This is a genomic window from Pseudomonas sp. Pso3 (assembly GCF_055393275.1).
Map to the genome: position 1 here is coordinate 2,691,639 of NZ_AP043687.1, position 16,675 is coordinate 2,708,313.

17 protein-coding genes are annotated in these 16,675 nt (G+C 67.1%); 11 read left to right on the forward strand and 6 right to left on the reverse strand.

The window, feature by feature from the left end; translation table 11 throughout:
- The first annotated feature begins 8 nt into the window (after positions 1-8).
- The 5 genes from ligD (at position 9) to ACZ5R1_RS12620 (ending at position 5,702) form a co-directional block, all read left to right on the forward strand.
- Positions 9-2,576 (forward strand): DNA ligase D, encoded by a 2,568-nt coding sequence (gene ligD, locus ACZ5R1_RS12600; RefSeq protein WP_464712346.1) that lies wholly within the window; start codon positions 9-11, stop codon positions 2,574-2,576.
- A 117-nt stretch (positions 2,577-2,693) separates the two neighbouring features.
- A complete protein-coding gene (locus ACZ5R1_RS12605; RefSeq protein WP_376781447.1) occupies positions 2,694-3,704 on the forward strand; it encodes an acyl-CoA dehydrogenase in 1,011 nt (336 codons plus the stop codon).
- Positions 3,692-4,453, forward strand: a complete 762-nt coding sequence (locus tag ACZ5R1_RS12610) for a PIG-L deacetylase family protein (protein WP_288449964.1) — start codon at positions 3,692-3,694, stop codon at positions 4,451-4,453. Before ACZ5R1_RS12605 ends, ACZ5R1_RS12610 begins: the two co-directional genes overlap by 13 nt.
- A gap of 8 nt (positions 4,454-4,461) precedes the next feature.
- Positions 4,462-5,049 carry a class I SAM-dependent methyltransferase gene (locus tag ACZ5R1_RS12615; RefSeq protein WP_077173015.1) on the forward strand — a complete coding sequence of 196 codons (588 nt, stop codon included), beginning with the start codon at positions 4,462-4,464 and terminating at the stop codon, positions 5,047-5,049.
- Positions 5,046-5,702: a glycosyltransferase family 2 protein gene (locus ACZ5R1_RS12620; RefSeq protein ID WP_288474455.1), complete on the forward strand. Its 657-nt coding sequence runs from the start codon at positions 5,046-5,048 to the stop codon at positions 5,700-5,702. Before ACZ5R1_RS12615 ends, ACZ5R1_RS12620 begins: the two co-directional genes overlap by 4 nt.
- Here the strand turns inward: ACZ5R1_RS12620 and ACZ5R1_RS12625 are convergent, their stop codons facing one another.
- Positions 5,703-6,497: an AraC family transcriptional regulator gene (locus ACZ5R1_RS12625; RefSeq protein ID WP_007161837.1), complete on the reverse strand. Its 795-nt coding sequence runs from the start codon at positions 6,495-6,497 to the stop codon at positions 5,703-5,705.
- Positions 6,498-6,573: 76 nt separating this feature from the next.
- Here ACZ5R1_RS12625 and ACZ5R1_RS12630 point away from each other — a divergent pair, with 76 nt between their 5' ends.
- Positions 6,574-7,584 carry a bile acid:sodium symporter family protein gene (locus ACZ5R1_RS12630; protein ID WP_027599217.1) on the forward strand — a complete coding sequence of 337 codons (1,011 nt, stop codon included), beginning with the start codon at positions 6,574-6,576 and terminating at the stop codon, positions 7,582-7,584.
- Positions 7,585-7,608: 24 nt separating this feature from the next.
- On the opposite strand, the gene gorA is transcribed toward ACZ5R1_RS12630, so the two are convergent.
- A complete protein-coding gene (gene gorA, locus ACZ5R1_RS12635; protein WP_144945151.1) occupies positions 7,609-8,982 on the reverse strand; it encodes a glutathione-disulfide reductase in 1,374 nt (457 codons plus the stop codon).
- A 126-nt stretch (positions 8,983-9,108) separates the two neighbouring features.
- On the reverse strand, positions 9,109-9,939 hold the full coding sequence (gene galU, locus ACZ5R1_RS12640; RefSeq protein WP_007161840.1) for a UTP--glucose-1-phosphate uridylyltransferase GalU: 831 nt from the start codon (positions 9,937-9,939) through the stop codon (positions 9,109-9,111).
- A 239-nt stretch (positions 9,940-10,178) separates the two neighbouring features.
- Here galU and ACZ5R1_RS12645 point away from each other — a divergent pair, with 239 nt between their 5' ends.
- Both ACZ5R1_RS12645 and ACZ5R1_RS12650 read left to right on the forward strand, forming a co-directional pair.
- A complete protein-coding gene (locus ACZ5R1_RS12645; RefSeq protein ID WP_223855430.1) occupies positions 10,179-10,661 on the forward strand; it encodes a hypothetical protein in 483 nt (160 codons plus the stop codon).
- Positions 10,662-10,811: 150 nt separating this feature from the next.
- A complete protein-coding gene (locus tag ACZ5R1_RS12650) occupies positions 10,812-11,186 on the forward strand; it encodes a hypothetical protein (protein WP_288474267.1) in 375 nt (124 codons plus the stop codon).
- Here ACZ5R1_RS12650 and ACZ5R1_RS12655 read toward each other — a convergent pair.
- From ACZ5R1_RS12655 to ACZ5R1_RS12665, 3 genes are all read right to left on the reverse strand, one after another.
- The gene (locus tag ACZ5R1_RS12655; protein ID WP_278896474.1) at positions 11,152-11,508 is read right to left on the reverse strand and encodes an antibiotic biosynthesis monooxygenase family protein; all 357 of its coding nucleotides are present in this window, start codon (positions 11,506-11,508) and stop codon (positions 11,152-11,154) included. The genes ACZ5R1_RS12650 and ACZ5R1_RS12655 overlap by 35 nt on opposite strands.
- The gene (locus ACZ5R1_RS12660) at positions 11,505-12,209 is read right to left on the reverse strand and encodes a CTP synthase C-terminal region-related (seleno)protein (protein ID WP_288474262.1); all 705 of its coding nucleotides are present in this window, start codon (positions 12,207-12,209) and stop codon (positions 11,505-11,507) included. The genes ACZ5R1_RS12655 and ACZ5R1_RS12660 overlap by 4 nt, the downstream gene beginning before the upstream one ends.
- Positions 12,210-12,386: 177 nt before the next feature.
- Positions 12,387-13,424, reverse strand: a complete 1,038-nt coding sequence (locus ACZ5R1_RS12665; protein WP_288476533.1) for an NADP(H)-dependent aldo-keto reductase — start codon at positions 13,422-13,424, stop codon at positions 12,387-12,389.
- 203 nt (positions 13,425-13,627) lie between these two features.
- Between ACZ5R1_RS12665 and ACZ5R1_RS12670 the strand changes: the two genes are divergently transcribed.
- The 3 genes from ACZ5R1_RS12670 to ACZ5R1_RS12680 all read left to right on the forward strand — a co-directional run bounded on the left by ACZ5R1_RS12670 (position 13,628) and on the right by ACZ5R1_RS12680 (position 16,641).
- Positions 13,628-14,767 carry a glutathione-independent formaldehyde dehydrogenase gene (locus tag ACZ5R1_RS12670; protein ID WP_288474255.1) on the forward strand — a complete coding sequence of 380 codons (1,140 nt, stop codon included), beginning with the start codon at positions 13,628-13,630 and terminating at the stop codon, positions 14,765-14,767.
- A gap of 158 nt (positions 14,768-14,925) precedes the next feature.
- Positions 14,926-15,579 (forward strand): 7-cyano-7-deazaguanine/7-aminomethyl-7-deazaguanine transporter, encoded by a 654-nt coding sequence (locus tag ACZ5R1_RS12675; protein WP_464712347.1) that lies wholly within the window; start codon positions 14,926-14,928, stop codon positions 15,577-15,579.
- 69 nt (positions 15,580-15,648) lie between these two features.
- Complete coding sequence (locus tag ACZ5R1_RS12680; RefSeq protein WP_288474251.1) at positions 15,649-16,641, forward strand: D-cysteine desulfhydrase; 993 nt, start codon at positions 15,649-15,651, stop codon at positions 16,639-16,641.
- Positions 16,642-16,675: the final 34 nt, after the last annotated feature.

Here is a 16,675-nt window from a genome sequence, read left to right on the forward strand (position 1 = left end):
GCGCCGCCATGGCCAGCTCGACCAGCGAATACAACCGCAAGCGCAACTTCGACATCACCGCCGAGCCGCGTGACGAGGGCAGCTCCCGCCGGCGCAAGGCCAAGGGGGCCCTGACTTTCGTCATCCAGAAGCACGACGCGCGCCGCCTGCACTACGACTTCCGCCTGGAGCTGGATGGCACCCTCAAGAGCTGGGCGGTGCCCAAGGGTCCCAGCCTCGATCCCGGCGAAAAGCGCCTGGCGGTGCAGGTGGAGGATCACCCCCTCGCCTACGGCAGTTTCGAAGGCAGCATTCCCGAAGGCCAGTACGGCGCCGGCGATGTCATCGTCTGGGATCGTGGCGAGTGGGAGGCGGATGGCGATGCCGCCGAAGGCTATGCCGCGGGCAAGCTCAAGTTCGAACTCAGGGGTGAAAAGCTGCGCGGTCACTGGACCCTGGTGCGCACCCGGCTGCAGGGCCACAGCGACAAGCCGCAGTGGCTCTTGATCAAGGAGCGCGACGACCAGGCCCGCGACACCGCCGACTACGAGGTGACCGCTGCCGAACCCGACAGCGTGCTGAGCGACAAGACCCTGCCTCGGCTGGCGCAGTCCAAGGCCAAGGGCAAAACCTCCGCCAAAGCCAAGGCGACCAAAACGCCGACCCGCCAGCCCACCGCCAAGGCGCGCAAGGCCAAGCTGCCCGAGATCCTGGAAGCCCAGCTGGCCACCCTGGTCGACAGTCCGCCGGCCGGCGACTGGCTGTACGAGGTGAAATACGACGGCTATCGGCTGCTCGCCCATATCGAGGGCGGCGAGGTGCGCCTCTTCACCCGCAGCGGCAACGACTGGACCGAGCGCCTGCCAGAGCAGGCCAGGGCCCTGGCCGCGCTGGGCCTGGAAAACGCCTGGCTGGACGGCGAGATCGTGGTCAACGACGCCCAAGGCGTCTCCAGCTTCCAGGCGCTGCAGAATGCCTTCGAGACTGGCAAGGCGACCCGCATCACCTATTACCTGTTCGACCTGCCCTATCTCAATGGCGCGGACCTGCGCGAGGTGCCGGTCGAGCAACGCCGCGAGTTGCTCGGCAAGCTGCTGGCAGAGAGCAACGACAGCGAGCTGCTGCGCTTCTCCGCCGCCTTCGAGGTGCCGGCCGATCGCATCCTGGCCAGTGCCTGCGAACTCGGGCTCGAAGGGGTCATCGGCAAGCGCCTGGGTAGCCCCTACCGTTCGCGGCGCAACAAGGACTGGATCAAGCTCAAGTGCGCCCACCGCCAGGAATTCATCATCGTCGGCTATACCCCGCCCAAGGGCGGCCGCCAGCACCTGGGCGCGCTCCTGGTGGCGCTGCACGATGACCAGGGCCAGCTGCACTATGCCGGCAAGGTCGGTACCGGCTTCACCGCGGCCGTGCTCAAGCAGCTGCACGCCCGCTTCCAGCCGCTGATCGTCGATCAGCCGCCGGTGGTGGATCCGCCCAGGGGCGCCGCCTATCGCGAAGTGACCTGGCTGCGGCCCGAGCAGCTGTGCGAGATCGCCTATGCCGAGCTGACCCAGGACCGCATCGTCCGCCAGGGCGTCTTCCACGGCCTGCGCGACGACAAGCCGGCCGAGGGCATCGGCCTGGAAGAGGCGACACAAGCCCGCGAGGCCGAGGCGCCGCGCCCGTCCGCCGCACGCCGCCCGTCTGCGGGCAAGCAGCAGGACGCCACCGTCGCCGGGGTGCGCATCAGCCATCCCGAACGGGTCATCGACGAGGCCAGCGGCGCACGCAAGCTCGACATCGCGGGCTATTACGCCGCCGTCGCCGACTGGATCCTGCCGCACCTGGCCGACCGACCCGTGGCCCTGGTCCGGACGCCCGAGGGTATCGCCGGCGAGCAGATCTTCCAGAAGCACAAGCAGACCCTGGCGATCCCCCATATCCGCGAACTCGATCCGGCACTGGATCCGGGGCATGCGCCGCTGATGGTCATCGACAGTCGCGAGGCCCTCATCGGCGCGGCCCAGATGGGCACGGTGGAACTCCATACCTGGAACGCCACCGCCGACCGCATCGACCGGCCCGACCGCTTCATTCTCGATCTCGACCCTGATCCCGCCCTGCCCTGGTCGCGCATGCTGGAGGCGACGGGGCTGGTGCTGACCCTGCTCGACGAGCTGGAGCTGCAGGCCTTCGTCAAGACCAGCGGCGGTCGCGGCCTGCACCTGGTGGTGCCGCTGGATCGGCGCCAGGACTGGGACACCGTCAAGGCCTTCGCCCAGGCGGCGGCCCAGCACCTGGCCAACACCCTGCCCAAGCTCTTCGCCGCCAAGATGGGCGCCCAGAATCGCCAGGGGAAGATCTTCGTCGACTACCTGCGCAATCGCCATGGCGCCACCACGGTCAGCGCCTTTTCCCTGCGCGCCCGTCCCCACCTCGGCGTTTCGGTACCCATCGCCCGGGATGAGCTGGCGGCCCTGGAGGCCAGCGACCAATGGCGCTTCGACTCCCTGCTGGAACGCCTCGAAGGGCTCAAGGACGACCCCTGGGCCGGGTATGCCGAGATACGCCAGAGCCTTACCGCAGCGCGGCGCAAGCGGCTCGGCGTAGCGTAGCGATGCGCCTGCCGTCGGCAAGCGTACCGCCTAAGCGAAACCCCTTATCGCTGCCCGTGGTCTGCACTAACGAGCGCTGTCGTGGACAGCGCCGTCGCCAGCCACGGGATGGAGCCGATGTCGATCGATCTGGATAGCCTCCAGGACACCCTGGACGAGTGGGCCTATGACGAGGTCACTCCCGCACTGCTGCAACACCGACTCCAGATTCTCAACCAGCGCGGTCTCGACCGCCTGCCGTTGCCCGGCCAGGGTCAGACCCTGGACCGTTGGCGCGCCCTGGCCCAGGTCGCCCATCATGACCTGGGCCTGGTCAAGCTGTACGAAGGCCACACCGATGCCCTGGCCATCCTGAGCGAACTGGAGGGCTACGCTCCGCCCGAAAGCCTCTGGGGCGTCTGGGCCGCCGAGCCGCCCGATGCCCGCCTGCTGGTGCGCTACAGCGCCGACGGCGTGGTCACCCTGCACGGCCGGAAGTCCTGGTGCTCCGGCGCCTCCCTGGTCAGTCACGCCCTGGTCACCGCCTGGATGGACGATCATCCGATGCTGGTGGCGGTGGAAATGAAGCAACCCGGCGTCGAAGTCACCCAGGACGGCTGGCGGGCCATCGGCATGCAGCACACGGGTAGCGTCGACGTGCTGTTCGACGGGGCCGCCGGCGTGCTGGTCGGGGCCCCCGGTCGCTACCTGCACCGCCCCGGCTTCTGGCATGGCGGCGGCGGTATCGCCGCCTGCTGGTATGGCTCCGCCACCGCCCTGGCCGATACCCTGCGCGCTCACTGCAAGCGTCATCGCGAACCCCATGCCCTCGCTCACCTGGGCCATGTGGACGCCGCCCTGCTCGGCGCCGCCACTGCACTGCGCCAGGCCGCCGAGTGGCTGGACCTCAACCCCGAGGCGGACGCCCGTTATCCCGTCTGCCAGCTGCGGGCCCTGGTCGAGCAGTGTGCCGAAATCGTCATCCGCCATACCGGCCGCGCCTTTGGCGCCGCGCCGCTGTGCCGCGACGCCTATTGCGCCCGCCACATGGCGGACCTCCCCGTCTACCTGCGCCAGAGTCACGCCGAACGCGACCTGGCGGTGCTGGGTGACCTCAATCTGCTGGAGGGTGCCCCTTGGCAACTGTAGGCGATCGTCAGATTCAAGGAGCTGGCACCGCGCCCGAGGCGTGGCTGCAGTGGTCCGGCTTCGCCGAGATGCCGGCAATCGAGGCCTCGCAACTGGTCCCGCCCGGCCATCGCGCCGTAGTCGTCGCCCCGCACCCGGACGACGAGATCCTCGGCTGCGGCGGCCTGCTCTGCCAGTTGGGTGAGCTGGGGCGTCGTCTGGCACTGGTGGCGGTCACCGACGGCGATGGCAGCCATCCGCAATCCACCCTCTGGCCGGCCACCCGCCTGCGCAATACCCGTCCACTGGAGACCCGCGAAGCCCTGCGCCGCCTGCATCTGGAGCGCGCCACCGTGACCCGCCTGGCGATACCGGATGGCCAGGTGAGCGAGCAGGAAGCCGCCCTGCAGCAGCGGCTGGTGGAAATCCTTACGCCGGAAGACGTGGTTTTCGCCACCTGGCGATTGGATGGCCATCCCGATCACGAGGCGACCGGCCGCGCCGCCGTGGAAGCCTGCCGCCTGCGCGGGGCCCGCTGCATCGAGGTGCCGGTCTGGACCTGGCACTGGGCCGCCCCGGGCGATCCACGCGTGCCCTGGGAACGGGCGCGGCGCCTGGAACTGGAGGAAGACGTCCTGGCGCTGAAGAAGCGCGCGGTGAATGCCTTCGGCAGTCAGCTGACCGAGGACACGAGCACGGGACAGGGACCCATCCTGCCGCCTGCGGTAGTGGCCCGTCTCACCCGTGCCTGGGAGGTCTATCTGACGTGACCGTCTCCATGAGCTATTTCGATTCGCTGTACGCCAGCAGCGACGATCCCTGGGACTACCGCCATCGCTGGTACGAAGCGCGCAAGCGCGATCTGACCCTGGCCATGTTGCCGCACCGTCGTTACAGCCACGGCTACGAGCCTGGCTGCTCCACCGGTGAGTTGTCCCGGCGGCTGGCCGAGCGTTGCGAGCGGCTGCTGGTCAGCGACGGCAATGCCTCCGCGGTCGCCACCGCTCGCGAGCGCCTGGCCGATCAGGCTCATGTCGAGGTGCATCACCTGCTGCTGCCGGACGCCTGGCCGGCCGGCGCCTTCGATCTCATCGTCATCAGCGAGATCGGCTACTACCTCGGCGAGCCCGGCCTGGCTGCCCTCTTGGATCGCGCCCACAGCGCGCTGCTGCCCGGAGGGGTACTGCTCGGCTGTCACTGGCGCCATCCCATCGAAGGCTGCGCCCTGACCGGCGACCAGGTTCATGAGCGCATGGCCGCCCTGCCCGGCCTGCATCGCCTGAGCCACCTCGAAGAATCCGATTTCCTCCTCACCCTCTGGTCTTCCGACCCCACCTCCGTCGCCCGCCGGGAGCAGCTTCTATGATAGGTGCCGTGATACCCGCCCATAACGAAGAGCAACACGTCGAACGCTGCCTGCAATCGGTCCTGCGCGCCGCGCGGCATCCGGCCTTGCTAGGTGAACCCGTCGAGGTCGTCATCGTGCTGGACAGCTGCACCGACGGCACCGCCGACATCGTTCGCCGGCTGCCGGTCACTGCCCTGGAAGTCTGGGCCTGCAACGTCGGCCTGACCCGGGCGACCGGCGCCGCCCACCTGATCCAGCTCGGCGCCCGCTGGCTGGCCTGCACCGATGCCGACTCAGAGGTGGCGCCGGACTGGTTCGCCGCCCAGCTCGCCTATGGCGCCGATGCCGTCTGTGGCGTGGTGGAGGTGGACGACTGGACCCCGCATTCCCCCGGCCTCAGGGCTCGCTACGAGGCGGCCTATCACGACCACGAAGGCCATCAGCATATCCATGGCGCCAACTTCGGCATCTCCACGGCAGCCTATCTCCAGGCCGGCGGCTTTCCGTCCATGACGGTGGACGAGGACGTGACCCTGGTTACCGCGCTCCAGACCCAGGGTGCGCGTATCGCCTGGAGCAACAGCGTGCGGGTGCGCACCAGCTCGCGCCTGGACTGCCGGGCCCGCGGCGGTTTCGGCGACTACCTGAGCCTGCTCGGCGCCACTGCCTGACTAAACGCCCAGGGCGAAGGCCCCGGGCGTCGCGCCGAATTGCCGGCGAAAGGCGGCGATGAAGGCCGATGGGGAGTTGTAGCCGCAATCCAGCGCCACCTCCGTCACCGCAGCGCCCTGTTCCAGGCGTTCCAGGGCGCTGATCAGGCGCAACCGCTGGCGCCAGGTTCTGAAGGTCAACTCGGTATCGCGCAGGAACGCCCGGCTCAGTGTCTTTTCCGAGGCGCCCAGCACCCCCGACCACTGCGCCAGGGTGCGATCGTCCGACGGATTGGCCGCCAGGGCCTCGCACAGCAGGCGCAGCCGGCCATCCTGGGGCGCCGGCAGCGACAGCCCGACCTCGGGTGCCGCCTGCAACTGATCCAGCATCACCGACACCAGCCTTCCCTCGGGTCCCGCCTCGTCATATTCCCGGGCGAAGCCGCTGAAGGTCTTGATCAATTCGCGGATCAGCGGACTCACCGCCACCACCCGACACCGCTCGCCCACATAGGGCGCCGCCTCGGCCCCGACATAGAGGCTGCGCATCTCCGCCCTGGGCGAGGAGCGCACCTGATGCTCGACATCGGCGGCGATCCACACCGCCCGCTGCGGCGGTGCCACATAGCTGCCCTCGGCGGTGGTCACCGTGAGCACCCCCTTGATGGCATAGGACAGCTGGCCCCAGGGATGCCGGTGCCAGGGTGTCCAGGCCGGTTGGGCCAGGGACTCCACCCGGGCATAGAGGCGCCGCGGCAGGTGCGCGAGTTCGGGCACGGGGCGTTCGACCGCAGACTGTCCGTTTGACGACATCATTGGGGCTTTTCGCGTTAGTCGGCTAGGTCAGGAGACGATAGCCTTGGGGCTATCCGCAGACAACCCGAGAGAGACCATGGCTCGTCCCCGCCTGATGCCCGACAATTTCACGCTGCTGCTGGTCGCCACGGTGATCCTGGCCAGCGTGCTGCCCTGCCAGGGCCTCGCCGCCCAGATCGCCAACGTGGTGACCAACATCGCCATCGGCCTGCTGTTCTTCCTGCACGGCGCCAAGCTGTCGCGCCAGGCGCTGGTGGCCGGCATCACCCATTGGCGCCTGCACCTCCTGGTGTTCGCCTTCACCTTCGTCAGCTTTCCGCTGCTGGGCTGGGCGCTGCAGCCGCTGCTGGCCCCGCTGGTGACGCCGGAGCTCTATCTCGGCGTGCTGTTCATGTGCGCCCTGCCGGCCACGGTGCAGTCGTCCATCGCCTTCGTCTCCATGGCCCGCGGCAATGTCTCGGCCGCGGTCTGCAGTGCGTCCCTGTCAAGCCTGCTCGGGATCTTCCTCACCCCACTGCTGGTCCGGCTGCTGCTCGACGCCCACGGCGGCTCGGACGGCCAGAGCACCCTGGATGCCATCGTCAAGATCTGCGTCCAGCTGCTGCTGCCCTTCGTCGCCGGCCAGCTGCTGCGTCCGGTGATCGGCCACTGGGTGGATCGCCACAAGGGCAAGCTCAAGTTCGTCGACCAGGGGTCCATCCTGCTGGTGGTCTACACCGCCTTCAGCGCCGCGGTCATCGAAGGCCTGTGGCGCGAGACGCCGATCCTGTCGCTGGTGGGCCTGGTGTTCATCTGCGCCACCCTGCTGACCCTGGTCCTGCTCGCCACGCGCTACAGCGCCCGGCTGCTGGGCATGAGCAAGGAAGACGAGATCACCGTGGTCTTCTGCGGCTCCAAGAAGAGCCTGGCCACGGGGGTGCCCATGGCCAAGGTGCTGTTCGCCGGCAGTACCATGGGTCCGGTGCTGCTGCCGATCATGCTGTTCCACCAGATCCAGCTGATGGTCTGCGCGGTGTTGGCGCAGCGCTACGCCAGGCGCGAGACGGTGGAGGCCGCGCCCGTGGCGGCGGCCCCCGTGGCGAAGTGATCCCCGCGGTGGCGAGGCGCCCGTCTAGCGCGCCTCGTCCTCGCGAACCGGCTTGCGCATGGTGACCCACTCTTCCGCGGCGGTGGGATGGATGCCCAGGGTGTCGTCGAAGCAGGCCTTGGTCGCGCCCGCCTTGAGGGCGATGGCCAGGCACTGGATCTGCTCGCCGGCATCCGGCCCCACCATGTGGCAGCCCAGCACCTGGTCGCTGTCGGCATCCACCACCAGCTTCATCAGGGTGCGCTCCTGGACATCGGTCAGGCTGAGCTTGGTCGGCCGGAAGCTGCTCTGGAAGATCTTCAGCCGATGGCCACGCTCACGCGCCTCTTCTTCGCTCAGGCCGATGCTCGCCAGATTGGGCAGGCTGAAGACCGCGCTGGCGATCAGGTCGTAGTTCAGCGGGCGATAGCTGTCGGGATCGAACAGATGGCGCGCCAGGGTCATGCCCTCGGCCAGGGCCACCGGGGTCAGCTGCACCCGGCCGATGACGTCGCCGATGGCGTAGATCGAAGGCTCCGCGGTCTGGAAGGTCTCGCCGACCTCGATGAAGCCCCGGTCGTCCAGGGCGACACCGGTGTTTTCCAGGCCCAGGTCGTCCAGCATCGGTCGGCGGCCGGTGGCATAGAAGACGCAATCGGCGTCCAGCATCCGACCGTCCTTGAGTGTCACCTGCAGGCTGCCATCGGCGGCCTTGTCGATCCGCGCCACATCGGCATTGAATTGCAGGTCATGGCCGCGCTTCTGCATCTCGTCGCGCAGGTGCTCGCGCACGCCCCGGTCGAAGCCGCGCAGGAACAGCTCCCGGCGATACAGCAGGGTCGTCTTGGCGCCGAGCCCCTGGAAGATCGAGGCGAATTCCACGGCAATGTAGCCGCCCCCCACCACCACCACCCGCTTGGGCAGCTCCGGCAGGTAGAAGGCCTCGTTGGAGGTGATGGCATGCTCGCGGCCGGGGAAGTCCGGCACGTCCGGCCAGCCACCGGTGGCGATGAGGATGCGCTCGCAGCGATAGCGCTGGCCTTCCACCTCCACGGTATGGGGATCGAGGATGCGGGCATGGGCTTCCAGCAAGGTCACCCCGCTGTTGACCAGCAAGGCCCGATAGATGCCGTTCAGCCGGCGGATCTCGTGGTCCTTGCTGGCGACCAGGGTGTTCCAGTCGAAGGCCGGAACCTCGGCATCCCAGCCATAGCCACGGGCCTGGCGGAATTCATCGCGAAAGGAGGCGCCGTAGATGAAGTATTTCTTGGGCATGCAGCCCACGTTCACACAGGTCCCGCCGAGGTAACGGCTTTCCGCCACCGCCACCCGGGCACCGAAGTCGGCCGCGAAGCGCGCGGCCCGTACCCCGCCCGAACCGGCGCCGATCACGAAGAGGTCGAAATCATAGGTCGTCATGGAGCTCTCTCTTTTTGCTGCTGGCGACCAGCATAACGCAAGGCCACCCTGGGCAGCGGCCCGGCTGGCCAACCGCCAGAAACGACAAGGCCACCCGCAGGTGGCCTGGTCGACTGCACGTCAGGCTTACAGCGCCTTGTACAGATTCTCGAAGCAGAAGTTGGTGGCTTCGACGAAGCCTTCCGCGCTGCCGCAGTCGAAACGCTGACCCTTGAATTTGTAGGCCAGAACGCAACCGTCCTGGGCCTGCTTCATCAGGGCGTCGGTGATCTGGATCTCGCCACCCTTGCCCGGCTCGGTCTGCTCGATCAGGTCGAAGATGTCCGGGGTCAGAATGTAGCGGCCGATGATCGCCAGGTTGGAGGGAGCGTCTTCCGGCTTCGGCTTCTCGACCATGTTGTTCACGCGGTAGATGTCGTCACGGATCATCTCGCCGGCGATCACACCGTACTTGTTGGTCTCGTTGGCCGGGACTTCCTGGATGGCCACGATGGAGCAGCGGAACTGGTTGTACAGCTTGACCATCTGCTTGAGGACGCTGTCGCCTTCCAGGTTCAGGCAGAGGTCGTCCGCCAGGACCACGGCGAAGGGCTCGTCACCGATCAGCGGGCGGCCGGTCAGGATGGCGTGGCCCAGGCCCTTCATCTCCACCTGACGGGTGTAGGAGAAGGTGCAGTTGTCGATCAGCTTGCGAATGCCGACCAGGTACTTTTCCTTGTCGGTGTTCTTGATCTGGCTTTCCAGCTCATAGCTGATGTCGAAGTGGTCTTCCAGCGAGCGCTTGCCACGACCGGTAACGATCCCGATCTGATGCAGGCCAGCCTCCAGAGCTTCCTCCACGGCGTACTGCACCAGCGGCTTGTTCACAATGGGCAGCATTTCCTTGGGCATGGCTTTGGTCGCAGGGAGAAAACGAGTGCCATAGCCGGCTGCCGGAAACAGACATTTGGTGATCATGGGAGTCCTTTGATCTGTACGTGAAGGCAAAACGAACGGCGGTCTATCCAGCCGCTTGTCGCATACAATGCCCGAAGCGCGCGACGCTGGAAATAGCCAGGCATGGGCGCTCTGTGGACGTGCGGATACGACTCCAGGATTGCCTTCCGGTTCTGCGCAAAGCCGCAAAGAACTGCTATCGTCCAAAGTTTGGAACCAGCGTCACGACTCCGCGGATAGATCTCGACATGAAGAAATGGATGCTCCCGTTGCTGTGTGTTTCCCTCGCCGGCTGCTCCCTGGGCGGTCATCACGAGGCGGCGGAAACGCGGCCGCTCAGCGCGGAACAGACCACCCTGCTGCGCCAGAACGACCTCTTGCAGGCCAAGCTGCTGGTCCTGGGTGGCAGCGAAGAACAGCTCAAGCTCGCGGATGCCCTGCTGCTGCGCAATGGTGGAACCAGTGCCGATGGCGAAGTGGAGTTCTATCGCGCGGTGATCGCTATCAAGCAGGGTCCGCAGACCGATGACGTCCTGGAATTGCTGAACGCGTCCGCTGATCATCGCTATCCGCTGGCCTATGCCCTGCTCTATCGCATGTACACCGATCCCTTCCTGGTGCCCGAGGCCGACCCGATTCAGGCGCAGACCTACAAGAGCGCCTACGGAGAGCTCGCGGTGGCCAAGAGTGGCTATCCGTCCTTCGACAAGGCCGTGGAAGTCACCCGCCAGCTGGCGCCCTGAACCCGCCTCTCTAGTCGGCCGCTTTGCGGCCGTTCACAGTCTGGCGCTGGCGAATGAGCAGCCGTTGACCTTTCCTGGATGTGAATGATGTCAACTGGCCGCATGACGGTAGCATCGAGCCTCTACCGTCCGCCGCCCAGAGCCATCTCCATGTCCTCGCTTGGCAAGCTGTCACCCGATATCGTTGCCGTCCGGACCGTGACGCAGCGGCTCGTCCTGCTGCTGATCGGGTTCTTCGCGCTGGCCATCCTGCTGACGCGGCTGCCGACCTTCATCAACGCCGCCAGCGGCGAGACCTGGCAGATCCGCGGCGGCCAGATTCCGCTGATGCAGTATCCCGCCATGCCGGAGCGCAGCGTGGTCGCCAACCGCCAGCTGATCGCCATGCTCAAACCGGGCGATCGCATCCTGGTCCTGGACAGCGCCCCCTTTCGCCCCTGGAAGAAGATCATGCTGATCGGCGAAGACAGCCGCATCGGCTGGATCCGCGTCACCCCGGCCCTGGGCGCGATCCGTCTGGAGTGACGCCGGGACCGGCGCGGCTCGACAGCAGGCGCATGACCCGGGTGTCATGCCAGCGATACCAGCGCGCCTGACCCAGCCGCTGCGCCTGCCGATGTTCCGGATGGGCGCCCCAGGCCGCGACCGCGGCCTCATCGGTCCAGTAGGACAGGGTAATGCCCAGGCCATCGGTGCCCCGCACCGATTCCATGCCCAGAAAGCCTGGCTGCGCCTGCGCCAGCTCCACCATGCGCGCGGCCATGGCCTCATAGTCGGGATCGACGTCGGCGCGTTGCGAGATGAAGGCGATCACCACACAGTCCTCGGGCAATTCCGGCCGCTTCATGGCAGCACGCTCCGAGCGGCGATCATCGCCTCCAGCCAGGCGCGCACCACCGCGGGAACCCGGCCGGCCAGCGCCTCGCGCTCCGGCTGATAGAGGGTGCCGAAATAACAGGGATGGGTTGTCAGTTCGAAGGCAGCGGGTAGTCCTTCTTCATCCCAGGCGAGTACGCGCCAGCCGGCGTCGAGCAAAGCCGGCAGATAGGCGGGATTCACCCCGAAGCGACAGCGATAGGTGGCCTCGACCCGTTCGGCGCCGGCCGCCTCCGCCAGGCGCGACCCTGGCAGCAGTCGGAGTTGATTCTGCACCTCGATGCGGGCGCAGCTCAGGGGCGTGAGCACCGCGCGGCTGGCCGACGGATCGTCTTCACCGTGGGCGGCGTCCGTCCAGCCCAGCACGGACTGGACGTACCCCAGCAACGCGTACTGCAGCCCGCCACAGGTCCCGAGAAAGGGAATCCGCTGTTCGCGCGCCGTGCGCAGAGTCGCCAGCACCCCTTCGCGATGGCGATAGGGACTCCCGGGTAGGCACCAGAGGCCGTCGCAGCCGCCAAGGGCGCCATCGGCCTCGACCGTCGGCAGCCAGCGTGTCCGCAGCGTGACACCCAGCGCCGTGGCGGTCAGCGCCAGGGCCTGGGGGATGGCCTGGTGGGCCACGATGGAAGGGTCCTGGTCTCCCAGGAGCACGATTTCGTACGACGTCATGACGGACACCTGCAGGCGTGGAAGGTCCGACCGACTCTAGGCCCTTGGGGCCGTGGTTTTAATAGGCGTCGCGGACAGCAGCCCTTGCGTCCCTGCCCTGTCGGTCACGGCCGCCTTTCGCCAGGCGCAAGGAAACGCCCGGTACAGCGGCTGTACCGGGCGCCGGATACCAGACGATCAGGGTGCCGGATTGGGCTGGTCGACGTGGATGGCTTCGATGGCGGCCAGGGTTTCCTGATCCAGCACCAGCTCGCTGCTCGCCAGATTGCTTTCCAGCTGGGCGAGCGAGGTGGCGCCGATGATGTTGCTGGTCACGAAGGGCCGACTGGTGACGAAGGCCAGGGCCATCTGCGCCGGATCCAGGCCGCGCTCCCGGGCCAGTTCGACGTAGGCCTGGGCAGCCCGTTGCGTCTGAGGATTGCTGTAGCGCTGGAAGCGTTCGAACAGGGTCAGTCGCGCCCCTTCCGGACGGGCGCCGTTCAGGTACTTGCCCGCGAGCACACCGAAGGCCAGCGGCGAATAGGCCAGCAAGCCGACCTGCTCGCGGATGGCCTGCTCGGCCAGACCCACCTCGAAGCTGCGATTGAGCAGATTGTAGGGATTCTGAATGGAGACCACCCGCGGCCAGCCGCGCGTCTCGCTCAGGTGCAGGAAGCGTTGCACGCCCCAGGGCGTTTCGTTGGACAGGCCGACATGGCGGACCTTGCCTGCCTTCACCAGGCCGTCGAGGGCCTCCAGGGTCTCCTCGATGGGTGTGAAGTCGGCATCGTTGTGCACATAGCCCAGCTGACCGAAGTAATTGGTCCGCCGATCCGGCCAGTGCAGCTGGTAGAGATCCAGGTAGTCGGTGTTGAGTCGCTTGAGACTGGCCTCCAGCGCGGCAGTGAGATTGGCCTTGGTAAAGGCCAGGCCACCGTCGCGGATGTAGTCCATGTCGCGGCCAGGACCGGCCGCCTTGCTGGCCAGCACCCAGTCGGCGCGGTCGCCGTGCTGGCGGAAATAGTTGCCGATGATGGTCTCGGTGCGGGTGTAGGTCTCGGCGCGCGGCGGCACCGGGTACATCTCGGCGGTATCCAGCAGGTTGACGCCGGCCGTCTTGGCGACCCGGATCTGCTCGAAGGCTTCTGCCTCGGTGTTCTGCTCGCCCCAGGTCATGGTACCCAGGGAAATGGCGCTCACCTTCAGCTCGGTTCGGCCCAAGGATCGATAGTGCATGGCAAGCCTCTTTCGCGGTTTAAACCGCAACGTTAGCAGGACTCCCAAGCGCAGCCCAACTCGTCTGACGACTTGAACTATCGTCCGCTTGCCGATGCCCTCCCCTTGAGGCGACAGCCCAGGCTGCTCGCTGCTAGGGAAGACGCCCATCTACCCAAGCGGGTGCCCGTAGAGGACCGACGCGACACTCCGGAGTGCACATCATGAAAGCTGTGGTTTACCAGGGCCCACGCGACGTCGCGGTCAAGAACGTAGCCGATGCCCGCATCGAAAAACCCACCGACGTCCTCGTCAGGATCACCACCACCAACATCTGCGGTTCCGACCTGCACATGTACGAAGGCCGCACCAGCTTCGAAAGTGGCCGGGTCTTCGGCCATGAGAATCTCGGCGAGGTGGTCGAGGTCGGTCTCGGCGTCGATCGCATCAAGGTTGGCGACCGGGTCTGCCTGCCCTTCAACATCGGCTGCGGATTCTGCGAGAACTGCGAGCGCGGGCTGACCGGTTTCTGCCTCACCGCCAACCCGGGCGTCGCCGGTGCGGCCTACGGCTTCGCCGACATGGGCCCCTACCAGGGTGGCCAGGCGGAGTTGCTGCGGGTGCCCTACGCCGACTTCAACTGCCTGGTACTGCCCGAAGATGCCGCGGAACGCGAAGACGACTACGTGATGCTGTCCGACATCTTTCCCACCGGCTGGCATGCCACCGAGCTGGCCGGTCTGCGCCCGGGCGAATCCATCGCCATCTATGGCGCGGGCCCGGTCGGCCTCATGGCTGCCCACTCCGCCATGATCCGTGGCGCCTCCGAGGTCTATGTGGTCGACGACCAGCCGGATCGCCTGGCACTGGCGGAAAAGCTCGGCGCCAAGGCCATCCACGCCAAGGAAGGCGATGCGGTGGAGCAACTGCTCAACCTCACCCATGGGCGCGGGACCGATCGCGGTTGCGAGTGCGTCGGCTACCAGTGCTGCGATCACCACGGGCACGAAGCCAATCACCTCACCATGAACAACCTGGTGGCCTCGACCCGCGCCACCGGTGGTATCGGGGTGGTCGGGGTGTTCGTGCCCCAGGACCCGGGCGGCCGGAACGACCTGGCCAAGCAAGGCAAGATGGCCTTCGACTTCGGCAACTTCTGGTTCAAGGGCCAGCAGATCCGCACCGGCCAGGCCAACGTCAAGAATTACAACCGTGAGCTGGCGCGGTTGATCCATGCAGGCAAGGCGCGACCCTCGCAGATCATTTCCCACCGCCTGAACCTGACCGAAGCACCGGACGCCTATCGGCATTTCGATGCGCGGGACGATGGCTGGACCAAGGTAGTGCTCAAGCCGGCCGCTTGAGTCTCTTTAGCCTGGAAGGGAACGCTCCCGGACGAGCGACTCCCTTCCATGTACCGACGCTCGCTGGTGATAGGCGCCCTGTTTGGGCTAGGATGGCGCCGCCCCGAATTCCGGGGCCTGGGTTCCCTCACCCCAGGCACTTTCAAAAAGGCCCTCTCATGCTCGCACGTCTCGATTCCGCGCGCCGCACGGCGGTCGCCGCGCTCGTCGCCTTCCATATCCTCATCATCATCGCCAGCAACTACCTGGTGCAGTTACCGCTGCAACTGTTCGGCTGGCACACCACCTGGGGCGCCTTCAGCTTTCCCTTCATCTTTCTCGCCACCGACCTCACCGTGCGGCTGATGGGCAAGGCGCCCGCCCGCCAGGTGATCGCCCGGGTAATGATTCCTGCCCTGGTGGTTTCCTATGGGGTCTCGGTGCTGTTCCAGGACGGCAGTTTCCAGGGCTGGGCGGCGCTGGCCGCGGTCAACATCTTCGTGCTGCGCATCTCCCTGGCCAGCTTCTGTGCCTATGTGCTCGGCCAACTGCTCGATATCCAGGTGTTCGACCGCCTGCGGCGCTCGCGCCACTGGTGGCTGGCGCCCACGGTCTCGACCCTGTTCGGCAACGCTCTCGACACCCTGGCCTTCTTTTCCATCGCCTTCTGGCGCAGCGACAACCCCTTCATGGCCAGTCACTGGCCGGAGATCGCCCTGGTCGACTACGGCGTCAAGCTGACGGTCAGCCTGCTGCTCTTCGTTCCGCTCTATGGCGTGCTGCTGCGTTCGCTGGTGCCCCAGGCCTGGGCGCGGCGTCCGGACCTCGCCTGAGGGCAGGATTGCCGCCAGGCGCGGCTTGGCCCTAGAGTGATGCCCCCTTCAATTGCCTCGGGTTCCGCCATGCTCGCCACCGCCCTCGCCCGCTTTCCGCGCCTGACGCTGCAACCCTCGGTGACCCCGCTGGAGGTCCTGCCGCGGCTGTCGGCGGAGCTGGGCCGACCGGTCTACTGCAAGCGCGACGACACCACCAGCCTGGCCCTGGGCGGCAATAAGGTGCGCAAGCTGGAATACCTGGTCGCCTCGGCGCTGGCCGCCGGCGCCGACACCCTGCTGACCGCCGGCGCCATCCAGTCCAACCATGTGCGCCAGACCGCCGCCGTCGCCGCGCAACAGGGCCTGGCCTGCGTCGCCCTGCTGGAAAATCCCATCGCCACCGCGGACCCCGGCTACCTGCACGGCGGCAACCGCCTCCTGCTCGAACTCTTCGGCGCCGAGATCAGAGCCGTCGCGGCGCTCGATGATCCGTTGCGCCAGCTGGAAGCCGAAGCCGAGTGCCTGCGCCAGCAAGGGCGCAAGCCCTGGGTGATCCCCATTGGCGGCTCCAGCGCCCTGGGCGCCCTCGGCTACGTCCGTGCGGCCCTGGAACTCGACGCTCAGCTGCAGGAGCTGCAGTTGCAACCCGCAGCCGTCATCCTCGCCTCCGGCAGTGCCGGCACCCAGGCCGGGCTGGACCTGGCCCTTCATCATCTGCGGCCAGAGCTGCCGGTGATCGGCGTCACCGTTTCCCGCACCCAGGCCGAGCAGCTGCCCAGGGTCGCCCTGCTGCGGCAGCAGCTGGCCGAGCTGTTGGGCATTGCTCTACCCGAGAATCCTCCGCTCCTGCGTGACGGCTACTTCGGCCCGCGCTATGGCGAGCCCAATCCCGGCACCCTGGCCGCCATCCGCCGCCTCGGCCGGCTCGAAGGCCTGGTGCTGGATCCGGTCTACACCGGCAAGGCCATGGCGGGCCTGCTGGATATGGTCGCCAGCGGGGACCTCCCACCCGGCCCCCTAATATTCCTGCACACCGGCGGCGCCCCGGGCACCTTCGCCTATGGCGACTGGTTGGCGTGATCGGCTAGCCAAGCCACAGGACGATGGCATAACG